This is a genomic window from Bacillus hominis, from assembly GCF_018332515.1.
GTDB lineage: Bacteria > Bacillota > Bacilli > Bacillales > Bacillaceae_G > Bacillus_A > Bacillus_A hominis.
The window spans coordinates 1-11,759 of the sequence record NZ_BOQD01000169.1 but is presented as its reverse complement, the minus strand read 5'-3'; the positions used below and the strand labels follow the sequence as shown (position 1 = coordinate 11,759).

At 36.6% G+C, this 11,759-nt stretch carries 9 protein-coding genes and 1 riboswitch; of the genes, 3 read left to right on the top strand and 6 right to left on the bottom strand.

Annotated features, from left to right (window positions below):
• Positions 1–157: 157 nt before the first annotated feature.
• Complete coding sequence (gene rlmD / locus KI356_RS17065; protein ID WP_212935974.1) at positions 158–1,534, bottom strand: 23S rRNA (uracil(1939)-C(5))-methyltransferase RlmD; 1,377 nt, start codon at positions 1,532–1,534, stop codon at positions 158–160.
• Positions 1,535–1,655: 121 nt separating this feature from the next.
• Positions 1,656–1,757, top strand: a riboswitch (purine riboswitch).
• Positions 1,758–1,957: 200 nt separating this feature from the next.
• Here rlmD and KI356_RS17060 point away from each other — a divergent pair.
• Positions 1,958–3,154 (top strand): NupC/NupG family nucleoside CNT transporter, encoded by a 1,197-nt coding sequence (locus tag KI356_RS17060; protein WP_212935973.1) that lies wholly within the window; start codon positions 1,958–1,960, stop codon positions 3,152–3,154.
• Between the two features lie 46 nt (positions 3,155–3,200).
• Here KI356_RS17060 and KI356_RS17055 read toward each other — a convergent pair whose 3' ends face one another.
• Positions 3,201–3,908 carry a hypothetical protein gene (locus KI356_RS17055; protein WP_212935972.1) on the bottom strand — a complete coding sequence of 236 codons (708 nt, stop codon included), beginning with the start codon at positions 3,906–3,908 and terminating at the stop codon, positions 3,201–3,203.
• Between the two features lie 504 nt (positions 3,909–4,412).
• On the opposite strand from KI356_RS17055, the gene KI356_RS17050 reads away from it, so the two are divergent.
• Positions 4,413–5,495 (top strand): polysaccharide deacetylase family protein, encoded by a 1,083-nt coding sequence (locus KI356_RS17050; protein WP_212935971.1) that lies wholly within the window; start codon positions 4,413–4,415, stop codon positions 5,493–5,495.
• 116 nt (positions 5,496–5,611) lie between these two features.
• Entirely contained in the window at positions 5,612–6,841 is a 1,230-nt protein-coding gene (locus KI356_RS17045) for an aminopeptidase (RefSeq protein ID WP_000007358.1), read from the top strand.
• A gap of 131 nt (positions 6,842–6,972) precedes the next feature.
• On the opposite strand, the gene KI356_RS17040 is transcribed toward KI356_RS17045, so the two are convergent.
• From KI356_RS17040 to gabT, 4 genes are all read right to left on the bottom strand, one after another.
• Positions 6,973–7,296, bottom strand: coding sequence for a DMT family transporter (locus KI356_RS17040; RefSeq protein ID WP_002029495.1), 324 nt, complete (start codon positions 7,294–7,296; stop codon positions 6,973–6,975).
• Positions 7,297–7,343: 47 nt separating this feature from the next.
• Entirely contained in the window at positions 7,344–8,795 is a 1,452-nt protein-coding gene (gene gabD, locus KI356_RS17035) for an NADP-dependent succinate-semialdehyde dehydrogenase (protein ID WP_128282687.1), read from the bottom strand.
• Entirely contained in the window at positions 8,788–10,155 is a 1,368-nt protein-coding gene (locus KI356_RS17030; RefSeq protein WP_212935970.1) for a sigma-54 interaction domain-containing protein, read from the bottom strand. The genes gabD and KI356_RS17030 overlap by 8 nt, the downstream gene beginning before the upstream one ends.
• A 115-nt stretch (positions 10,156–10,270) precedes the next feature.
• Positions 10,271–11,635, bottom strand: a complete 1,365-nt coding sequence (gene gabT, locus KI356_RS17025) for a 4-aminobutyrate--2-oxoglutarate transaminase (protein ID WP_212935969.1) — start codon at positions 11,633–11,635, stop codon at positions 10,271–10,273.
• Positions 11,636–11,759: the final 124 nt, after the last annotated feature.

Sequence of the window (11,759 nt, the reverse complement as noted above, 5' to 3'; positions counted from 1 at the left end):
ATTAGCCTTCACCAATCGGGCTTTTACGGGCAGTCCGCCCCCCAGCTAACTTCTTTGCTTTTGCTGAATTTTGAGGTAGGGGTCTTACCGCCCGCAAATAGCGGGATAAACCAAAAAGCAGGTGGTATAGATTTTTTCTATATCAACTGCTTTCCTATTATACCAACTTAAGCCAAGCCACACACTCCACATGCGTAGTATGCGGGAACATATCAACAGGCTGTACTTCCTGTGTTTTATATCCGCCTTCTTCTAGTACTTTTAAATCACGTGCTAATGTTGCTGGGTTACATGATACGTATACGACGCGCTTTGGCTTCATGTCGATGATTGTGTTTAGCAGTGCTTCATCACAGCCTTTACGCGGTGGGTCTACGACCATTGTGTCGGCGATTACGCCTTCTTTGTACCATTTTGGAATGACTACTTCTGCTTCTCCTACGCCAAATTCAGCGTTTGTCATGTTGTTTAGTGCTGCGTTACGGTTTGCGTCTTCGATTGCTTCTGGGACGATTTCAACGCCGTACACTTTTTTCGCTTTTTGCGCTAGGAATAAGGAAATTGATCCGATTCCGCAATATGCATCAATTACTGTTTCGTTACCATCTAACTTTGCGTATTCTAACGTTTTATCGTATAGCACTTTCGTTTGTTCTGGGTTTACTTGATAGAATGAACGTGCTGAAATCGCAAATTTAATGTCACCAATAAAGTCATAAATATATTCTGATCCGTACAATACTGTCGTTTTGTCTCCGAAGATTACATTCGTACGCTTCGTATTTACGTTTTGAACAATCGATTTTACTTCTGGGAATTTCGCTGCAATTTCTTCAATGATTGCTTTTTTGTTCGGCAATTCCGCTGCACGTGTAATGAAGACAAGCATAATTTCCCCTGTTACTTGTCCGTAACGAGCCATTACGTGGCGAAGCGTTCCTTTGTTACGCTCTTCGTTGTACGCCGAGATACCATGTTTTTCACAAATACGTTTTACTTCTTGAATTAATGTATCGTTTTCTTCCGCTTGAATTAAACATGATTCCATATTAATGATGTCATGCGTTCCTTGACGATAGAAACCGGCTACAAGTCCACCTTCACGTTCTCCAATTGGTACTTGTGCTTTATTGCGGTATACCCACGGGTTATTCATGCCAAGTACAGGATGAACAGGAACATCGCTTAATCCGCCGATGCGCTGCATAACGTCACGTACTTGTTTCTCTTTCGCTTTTAATTGTCCTTCATATGTTAAGTGCTGAAGCTGACAACCGCCGCACTCGTTGTACACTGGGCATTCTGCATCTTTACGATATGGGCTTTCTTGATGAAGCTTCATTAAACGACCAAACGCGAAGTTTTTCTTCACTTTAATAATTTTAATTTGCGCTTCCTCACCTGGTAATCCGTTTTTAACGAAAATAGGGTATCCCTTCACTTTCGCAACACCGGCACCATCATGTGTTAAATCTTCAAACACTACATCTATAAACTCGTTTTTTTCAACTGGTGGCGTCATTTTTGTACTCATTTTCCGACCTCTCTTTTTCATAACACTGCGTTACATTTTATCATACTTATATGGTCTATTTCTATTGGAAGAAAAAAAGCTATTGACGATAGTTCTCTAGTAATGTTACGCTACTACTAATTTAATACGGACGATGTTACCTCATATATAGTCGATAATATGGATCGAGAGTTTCTACCCGGCAACCTTAAATTGCTGGACTATGGGGAAAACTAATGAATATTAGCCAATGTATAAAAAGACTCATATTGATTAGCTTTCTCTCATAGATGAAAGTGAATCCATATGGGTCTTTTTTTATTTTTTATTTTCTAAAAGGTCAGACATCTTACGTATGACATAAAACCTCTTCGTTTTATTTTTAGTAATATAACGAGCGTTTTATGTACAAACTTTATACGAACTTCTGAAAGGGGCAACTACATGCAATATGTAATGAGCATTATCGGCATTCTTGTCGTTTTAGGTTTATGTTTTGCTTTGTCAAACAACAAAAGTAAAATCAACTTCCGTGCAATTGCTATTATGATTGGTTTTCAAATTTTAATCGGTTGGTTTATGTTTGGCACAAAGATTGGTCAACAAATCATTGTTTTCATTGGTAAAGTTTTCAACAAACTAATTAAACTTGGTACGACAGGTGTCGATTTTCTCTTTAATGGAATTCAAAGAGATTTTGTCTTTTTCTTAAATGTATTATTAATTATCGTATTTTTCTCAGCACTACTTTCTATCTTTAGTTATTTAGGTGTTTTACCATTCATCGTTCGCGTTATCGGCGGTGCACTTTCAAAAATTACTGGTTTACCACGTGTTGAATCATTCCACGCAGTAAACTCTGTATTCTTCGGTTCAAGTGAAGCGTTAATCGTTATTAAAAACGATTTACAGCATTTTAATAAAAACCGTATGTTTATCATTTGTTGTTCTGCGATGAGTTCAGTTTCTGCTTCTGTTACAGCATCATACGTAATGATGTTAGATGCGAAATATGTACTAGCAGCTCTTCCACTAAACTTATTCTCAAGCTTAATCGTTTGTTCGTTATTAACACCAGTTGATACGAAAAAAGAAGATGAAGTGATTCAAAAATTTGATAGAACTCTATTCGGAGACAGCTTTATCGGTGCAATGATTAACGGTGCGCTTGATGGTTTAAAAGTAGCTGGTATCGTTGCCGCATTAATGATCGCCTTTATCGGTGTTATGGAAGTTGTAAACTACGTAATTAGCGCTGCTTCAGGTGCAATGGGATATGCTGTTACTTTACAACAAATCTTCGGTTATATACTTGCCCCATTCGCATTCTTAATGGGTATCCCAGTTCATGATATTATCCCAGCTGGTGGTATTATGGGTACGAAGATTGTCTTAAACGAGTTTGTAGCAATCCTTGACTTAAAAGGCGCTGCTGCAACATTAGATCCACGTACAGTTGGAATCGTTACTGTATTCTTAATTAGCTTCGCAAGTATTAGCCAAATTGGTGCGATTGTTGGTACAATCCGTGCCCTTTCTGAAAAACAAGGAAGCGTCGTATCAAAATTTGGTTGGAAAATGCTATTCGCATCAACACTTGCTTCTATTTTATCTGCGACAATCGCTGGATTGTTTATTTAATAAAAAATCACCTTACTTGTTTAAGTAAGGTGATTTTTTTGATTCTTTATGAGATAGAACGGAATTCAATTACTTCCTCTTTACTAATAAGCTTTCCTTCGTATATACCTTTTACTGAAATATCAATAATGGATTTATCCTCTCCTTCAAGCTTACCCAAAGAAAATAAATAAATTAAATTTTGTTCTTTTAGCATCCATTGCTTGCCATGCCAGGGCCCCGTTATCTTTTGTTCCAAAGATGTTTTTTCTTCTCCAACATACTGACATTCTCCAAAAGAAGTTTTTACTATATTTTTCTCAGTATCAATTACTATATTTCGAAATAGCTCTAAGTTTTTACTTGAAACAATTTCTATCTCATGGTTACTTTTTTGCTTAAATTGAAGTTTTCCATCACTTGTATTAGCTAAACTACTATTCTCAACAGCGTTCCTAAAAAAATTATATTCTTCTTCCGTAACACCAAAATTCGGATGATAAGGCTTCACTTGCTTATCTATGTACCCTGATATGTATTTTACATACCATTCTCTATCATTTTCCACATGCTCTCTCATTTTTTTAGTAATCGCCTCTACTTTTTTACGAGTATCACGATCCATCTCCAGTGTCATAATATCCGCCGTTACTTGCGCATTCATAAGATGCGGTGGAATATACTCCTCCACACTATTCGCTTTACTCACTTCACTTTGGCAACCCACTATGAATAGCGATACGAAAAGGATATATACTAGTTTTTTATATTTCATTTCTGTTCTCCACTCCGTACATCATTCTTACTTACATTTATAGCGTTTTTTATTATAGTCCAAAATCCAGATATTTTAATAGAAACTACCCTACATATGCAAAATTGCATATTAATAAACCTTCCTCTTACTTTAAAATTAGCTTAAATCATTTACCAAAATATACAAATTGCAAATGAATAATGTTATAATTTGTAAAAAATATTGGAGGATATTATGAAAGCCCACGCCCTTTTTGACTTCTTACATTTACTAGTTTTAAGCATGAAAAGCTATTATGTATGGGGAATGCCTATCTATGTCTTCATTATTCCTCTTATCTTTGTAGTCGGTTACATTATTATCAATTCCAATAAGAAACGAAAGAATACATCTATCCAAAGTCACTAATCTATCCCACATCTAAAAATGATATGATGAACAAGGGTATATCCCCACCTCTCTTATAGCGGTGGGGATTTTAAATGTAAGTATGCAACATAATACACAATAGAAGGTGATTTCATGAGAAAATACGCAGCACTTGCTTTATGTACGTCTGCCATTCTAGTAGGCTGTAACACAAATAATGCTAGCCCAGAACCTGCAAAAGAGAAAAATGTACAAGAAGTAAAAAAGCAAGAAGAGACTGTACAAACACAAGGTAAAATTTCTTATAATCCAATTACGCACGAATCTACAAACGCAAATATTCATATTACAGACATAAAGGATTCTTTAACCGAAGTACAATATAAAATTTGGCGTACTGCTGATGGAAAAGAAAATACTAAATCTTTTTCTTCTAAAGAAAAGGAGAAACAATTCACTATTCCTTTTGATATAAAAGAATTTGAAGGAAAACGCGGGGAATATCAAATTGAAGCATTAGGGATAAACGAGGATGGGAAAACTATTCCGCTTACAAAGTCTACTATAACTTTCGAGCAAAAGGTTCCTGTTCTTATGTATCATGCAATTGATGATTACCACGGACAAGGTATTAAAGATTTATTCGTATCTCCAGCTAACTTTGAAGCACAAATGAAGTATTTAAAAGAAAATGGCTATACATTGTTAACGTTTGAACGCTGGGGCGATATAAATAAAGTAAACAAGCCGATTTTCGTTACATTTGATGACGGTATGAAAAATAATATGAATGCATTTCATGTTTTACAAAAACTAAAAGACGATACTTTTAAACCAACAGCAACAGAATATATGATTGTTGATAATGTTGATGTAGAAGGCGCTCTTTCTACATCTGAAATAAAAGAAATGGTTGGTTCCGGCATTTTCTCTGTACAATCTCACACAGCAACACACGCTGACTTGCCGAAAATTACAAACTATGAAGAAGAGTTAAAAGGATCAAAAGAAAAGCTAGAAAAAATAACAGGTAAGCCTGTTATCGCAATTGCTTATCCATTCGGTCATGTAGATGATAAAGTTGTCGCAGAAACGAAGAAATACTATCAATTTGCAACGACAACGAAGCCTGGACAATTCATTACAAAGGGTGAACCTGATGAATTATTAAAAATGAAGCGTGTTCGCATACACCATACAACTACAGTTGAACAGTTTGCTTCTTCCATTAAATAAATGTGAGAGCTCAATACATTTTGAGCTCTCTTTTTACTTTATATTTATATATATTTTTAGAATTTTCTTGTATTATATATAGTAAGAAATCTTTCAAACTAAAGGAGATTATACATATGTCATTTGAACAAACGTTAGAGAAGTATGCTGCCCTTGCAGTCAATGTTGGTGTTAACATTCAACCTGGACAAACTTTATCAATTAGTGCACCTCTTGAAGCTGTACAATTTGTACGCCTCGTTACAGAAAAAGCATATAAATCTGGTGCAAAACACGTATATGTTGATTGGAATGATGAGACGTTAACACGCTTAAAGTTCGATCTAGCTCCTGAAGAAGCATTCGCTGAGTTCCCATCTTGGAAAGCACATGCTCGTGAAGAATTGGCAAAAGAAGGCGCTGCATTTATGTCTATTTATGCAGAGAATCCTGATCTATTAAAAGGTGTAGAACCTACGCGTATCGCAACAGCTCATAAAGTAGCCGGTGAAGCGATGAAAGTATACCGCGATTATGTACAAGCAGATAAAGTAAGCTGGTGTGTAATTTCTGTTCCAACAAAAGAATGGGCTGCTAAAGTATTCCCTGATGTAGCGCCAGAGGAACAAGAGGCTAAACTATGGGATGCTATCTTCAAAGCTACTCGTGCTGATTTAGAAAATCCTGTGGAAGCATGGAAAGAACATGATGAAACACTACATACAAAAGTAGATTACTTAAACGAAAAACATTATACAGCTCTTCACTATACAGGTCCTGGAACAGACTTAACAATTGAACTTCCAGAGAAGCATGTATGGGCTGGTGCTGGTAGCCTAAATGAAAAGAACGTACCATTTATGGCTAACATTCCAACTGAAGAAGTATTTACAATGCCACTTAAAACAGGTGTAAACGGCCAAGTGTCTAGCACAAAACCGTTAGCATTTGCAGGTAACATTATCGATAACTTTACGTTAACATTTGAAAACGGACGTATCGTAGACTATAAAGCTGAAGCTGGTGAAGAGGCTTTAAAACATTTAGTGGAAACAGATGAAGGTTCTCACTTCTTAGGAGAAGTAGCATTAGTACCTCATGATTCACCAATTTCAAACACAAATATTTTATTCTACAATACACTATTTGACGAAAACGCATCTTGTCACCTTGCAATCGGAAATGCTTATGCATTTAACTTAGATGGTGGTAAAACAATGTCTAAAGAAGAGCTTGCTGAAAATGGTGCAAACGCTAGTATTACACATGAAGACTTCATGATTGGATCAGCTGAACTTGATATCGACGGTATTACAGCTGATGGAAGACATGAACCAATCTTCCGTAAAGGTAACTGGGCGTTTTAATATAAAAGGAGGCTATCCCAATGGGTAGCCTCCTTTTATTATGTCGTTTTTTCCGGTACATCAATATATTTCAAAAATCGCTGATATAAATTGTGACAAAGAAAAAAGCTATCTTCTACAAAAGATAGCTTTCATGATGCCGATGACACTTTCAGTCCAATTACTCCTAAAACAATAAATAAAATGCAAAATGCTTGGAATAAATTAATATGCTCTTTAAAAAAATACACACTAATAATCGTAATAAGAAGGGTCCCTACGCCCGACCAAATCGCATAAGCAATACTTAAGTTAATCTTCTTTACGACGATAGCAAACACGCTGAAACAAATTCCATAGAATACGAAAATAAGTACACTTGGAACGAGCTTTGTTAAACCATTCGATAGTTTCATCGCTATCGTTCCAGCTACTTCAAAAATAATTGTTACGAGTAACAATAGCCAATATACCATACTAGAATCCCCTTCTCTGTTACCTTATAGAGATTCTAGTATACTACTTATAATCCTAATGAAATATATTTAATTTCTAGATATTCCTCGATGCCGAAATGGCCTCCTTCGCGGCCGATACCACTTTCTTTAAAGCCACCAAATGGTGCTTGTGCAACTGATGGAAGTCCATCATTTAAACCGATAATACCGTATTCTAACGCTTCGCTAATTTGGAATGCTTGGCTAATATCTTTTGTGAAAATATAAGCAGCTAAACCGTACGGTGTATTATTTGCACGTTCGATTACTTCTTCAACCGTCTTAAATTTCGCAACAGGTGCAACTGGACCAAACGTTTCTTCATTCATACAAAGCATCGTATCATTCGCCAACCCAATTACAGTTGGTTGCATGAAGTGTCCATCTAGCTCTGTAATCTGTTGGCCTCCATATAAGAGCTCTCCACCTTTTTGAACTGCATCTTCAATATGTTCTTGTACTTTTAAAACTGCATGCTCATCAATAAGTGGTCCTACAGTAGTTCCGTCACCGAATCCGTCTCCTACTTTAAGCTGTCCTACTGCCTTTTGGAACTTCTCTACAAATACTTCGTATACTTCTTCTTGGACGAATACTCGGTTTGTACATATACACGTTTGTCCTGCGTTACGGAATTTCGAACCAATCACCGCTTCTACCGCTTTATCTAAATCCGCATCATTCATTACGATAAATGGAGCGTGGCCGCCTAATTCCAATGAAACTTTTTTCATCGTTTGTGCAGCATTAATCATTAATTCTTTCCCGATTTCAGTTGATCCTGTGAAGGAAACTTTTCGAACACGTCCATCTTCCATCCACGTATCAGCAATTGCTTTCGCACTACCTGTTACAATATTTATGACACCTTTTGGAATGTCTGCTTCATGGGCTAATTCTACTAGTTTCAATGCTGTTAACGGCGTTTGACTCGCTGGTTTCACAACTGCCGTACAGCCTGCTGCAAGTGCTGGAGCTACCTTTCTCGTAATCATCGCAGCTGGGAAATTCCAAGGTGTAATAGCTGCCATAACTCCAACTGGTTGTTTCATAACTAAAATACGTTTATTCGGATGAGAAGCAGGAATCATTTCACCATATACGCGTTTACCTTCTTCTGCATACCATTCAACAAAACTATTAGCATAATTCACTTCACCAAGTGCTTCTGCAAATGGCTTTCCTTGTTCTCTCGTCATGATTGCTGCAATTTCTTCTTTATTTTCGTCAATAAGCGTAAACCACCGTTTTAACTTCACTGCACGATCTGCTGCTGTTAACTTAGACCATGATTTAAAAGCTTCATGTGCAGCATCAACAGCTTGCTTTGCCTCTGTTACCCCGCCCTTTGGTACAGTTGCAAATATTTCTTGTGTTGCTGGATTGTTAATTTCAATTTGTTCTTGCAGTGTAATCCACTCACCATTTATATACATCGCCTTTTTCTCTACATTTACAAACGTCGCTTTTTTATCCAATGTTTTCTTCCTCCTCTATGAACTTCTTAATCTTCCTATTGGCAGCAGATTGACTTATTTTTAAAAACTCCGCTACTTTATAGCTTGATCCACATGTTTTATACGCTTTTAAAATAATGTTTCGTTCCACTTCTTCCAACATTTTATAGAGACTTTGACCTGACTGTTCGACTGTTGATTCCTGCATTGCTATTGGTAAATCCTCTATCGTAACGATATCGTCAGCAGTTATAACAATCCGTTCAATTACATTTTCAATTTCTCTATTATTTCCTTCCCAAGGGTACCCAACAAACATTTGCAATGTGCTAGGCGCTAACTTTACATTCCGCCCATATTTCTCATTAAAGTGCTGTAAATAATGATAAATGAGCGGTAAAATGTCTTCTGTTCTCTCTCTAAGTGGGGGAATTGAAATTGGAATGACATTCAGACGATAGTATAAATCTTTCCTGAAGGTTCCTTGTTTCACCATCTCATTTAAATCTCTATTTGTTGCCGCCACAATTCTAACGTCTACCTTTTTTAATTCTCTTCCGCCTATCGGACGAAACGTTTTTTCTTGCAATACTTGTAGGAGCTTCGCTTGAATTTCAAGCGGCATTTCACCGATTTCATCTAAAAAAAGAGTCCCTTTATGCGCTGACTCCAATAATCCCTTTTTCCCTTCACGATTTGCACCTGTAAAAGCCCCACCTGAGTATCCAAACAACTCCGATTCAATTAAATTTGTTGGCAATGCCGCACAATTAATTTCATAGAAACTCTCATTTTTACGATGACTCACTTCATGTAAATGACGCACTAATCGGCTTTTTCCCACTCCAGTTTCACCTAAAACAAGAACAGTACTATCTACCACAGATACTTTTTTGATTGTTTCGACTATTTTTTGCATAGCAATGCTTTTAAAAATAAGGCCTTCATGCTCATACGTTTCTCTTAATTCTTTTTTATATGTTTTTAACTGATTATCCATTTCCTCTACCTTTTGACGTAATTGATAGAGTTCAGTAAGATCACGAGAATAACTAATCACTCTTCTTAAATTTCCCTCATCGTCGAAAACAGGTCTTGTACGAACGTGTAAATACTCTCCTGATTTTGTCGTTTGAACGAGTTCAATCGGTCTCTTTTTTTCAATTACTTCTAATGTTGCTGATGGATAAAAAATCCCATCCTTTTGTAGTTCTTTTACATGCTTACCCACTAACTCTTCAGCAGCTAGCTGATAGTGCCTTTCACATGTACTATTTACACGTACAACGATCCCCTGTTCATCTGTAACAAAAATTTCGTCAAACGCATATTCAAATACATCTTGTAAATCCATTAACACTCGTTCCTTTTCTGCAACCATCCTAGCCACCCCTAACTTCAAATCCATCGATTCACTTCACTACCTTTATTATAAAGTGAATTTTCCGCATTTTATATAGAGTCAGCTAGAATGTTTGCGATTTATTCTTTAGCTTTTAAACACGAGCGATACTCGCTTGTTCATAACAAACTTGTAATGATTCTTCAATTATTGTTAAACCTTCCTCAAGTTGCTCATCTGTAATAACTAATGGCATTAACACACGGATAACATTTCCATATGTTCCTGCTGATAATAAAAGTAATCCTCGTTTATTTGCTTCTGCACATAAATTAGCAGCTAATACTTTATCTGCTACTTTCGTCTTACGATCCTGAACGAGCTCGAATGCACACATTGCACCTAAGCCACGCACATCACCGATGCAATTATATTTATTTTTCATCTCTTCGAATCGGTTCATTACGACTTTTCCTACTTCTATCGCTCTATCATTTAATTTCTCTGTTTCTATTACATCAAGCACAGCTAATGCAGCCGCACATCCTAATGGACTTCCTGCATACGTTCCGCCCAGTTCCCCTGGTGCAGACTCATTCATAATTTCTTTACGTCCAATGACACCACTTATCGGTACACCAGCACCTAATGATTTAGATACCGTAATTAAATCTGGAACGACATCATAATGATCAATTGCAAAGTATTTTCCTGTACGACTAAAGCCTGTTTGAATTTCATCCGCTACAAATAAAATACCGTGCTCTGAACAAATGCTGCGTACTTCTTGAACAAATTTCTTACTTGGCACGATAAATCCGCCTTCTCCTTGAACAGGTTCCATTACAACGGCTGCAATTGTTTCTGGTGCTACTTCTGATATGAAGAAGTTCTTAAACTCTTCAATGATAAAATCATCATACTGCTCTTCTGTTAACCCTTCTGGGCGACGGTATTCATATGGGAATGGCGCTTTATATACTTCTGGGGCAAATGGGCCAAATCCAAATTTATATGGTTTTACTTTACTTGTCATCGTCATTGTCATTAATGTACGCCCGTGGAAACCTTTTGAAAATGCAATGATACCAGGTCTTTTCGTATATTTACGAGCAATCTTCACTGCATTTTCAACCGCTTCTGCTCCACTGTTTAAAAACAGCACTTGTTTATCGAAATTACCTGGTGCTAACGCTGCCAGCTTTTCTGCCAACTCAATGTATGGCTCATACATCATCACATTAAAACCAGTATGAATATATTGATCTACTTGTTTATGAAGCGCTTCTTTAACAGTAGGATGACAATGTCCTACATTAATTGTCCCGATTGCTCCTGCGAAATCAATGTACTGATTTCCATCCACATCTGTTACGAGTGCACCATTTGCAGACTGTACAAATGTTGGAATACCATTACTTACTCCTTTTGGTACTATATTTTGACGGCGTTCTAATAAAGATGCCGCTTTTGGTCCTGGAATTTGTTCATTTACTTTAGCAAATTTTTTTGTGTTCATTGCGTACCCCATCCTTTTCTTTACATTGTTTTCTCTTTTTATTGCAAAATATATGCCAACTTTCTTTTCTAGCATTTATCCTATATTCTTTGTATCCAGGTATAAAAAATAAGTCTATAAAGAC

Excerpts from the sequence above, each read along its gene's own strand:
- KI356_RS17030 (WP_212935970.1), bottom strand. The coding sequence starts at position 10,155 with ATGGTTGCAGAAAAGGAACGAGTGTTAATGGATTTACAAGATGTATTT.
- KI356_RS17055 (WP_212935972.1), bottom strand. The coding sequence starts at position 3,908 with ATGAAATATAAAAAACTAGTATATATCCTTTTCGTATCGCTATTCATA.
- rlmD (WP_212935974.1), bottom strand. The coding sequence starts at position 1,534 with ATGAGTACAAAAATGACGCCACCAGTTGAAAAAAACGAGTTTATAGAT.
- KI356_RS17060 (WP_212935973.1), top strand. The coding sequence starts at position 1,958 with ATGCAATATGTAATGAGCATTATCGGCATTCTTGTCGTTTTAGGTTTA.
- KI356_RS17050 (WP_212935971.1), top strand. The coding sequence starts at position 4,413 with ATGAGAAAATACGCAGCACTTGCTTTATGTACGTCTGCCATTCTAGTA.
- gabT (WP_212935969.1), bottom strand. The coding sequence starts at position 11,635 with ATGAACACAAAAAAATTTGCTAAAGTAAATGAACAAATTCCAGGACCA.
- KI356_RS17040 (WP_002029495.1), bottom strand. The coding sequence starts at position 7,296 with ATGGTATATTGGCTATTGTTACTCGTAACAATTATTTTTGAAGTAGCT.
- KI356_RS17045 (WP_000007358.1), top strand. The coding sequence starts at position 5,612 with ATGTCATTTGAACAAACGTTAGAGAAGTATGCTGCCCTTGCAGTCAAT.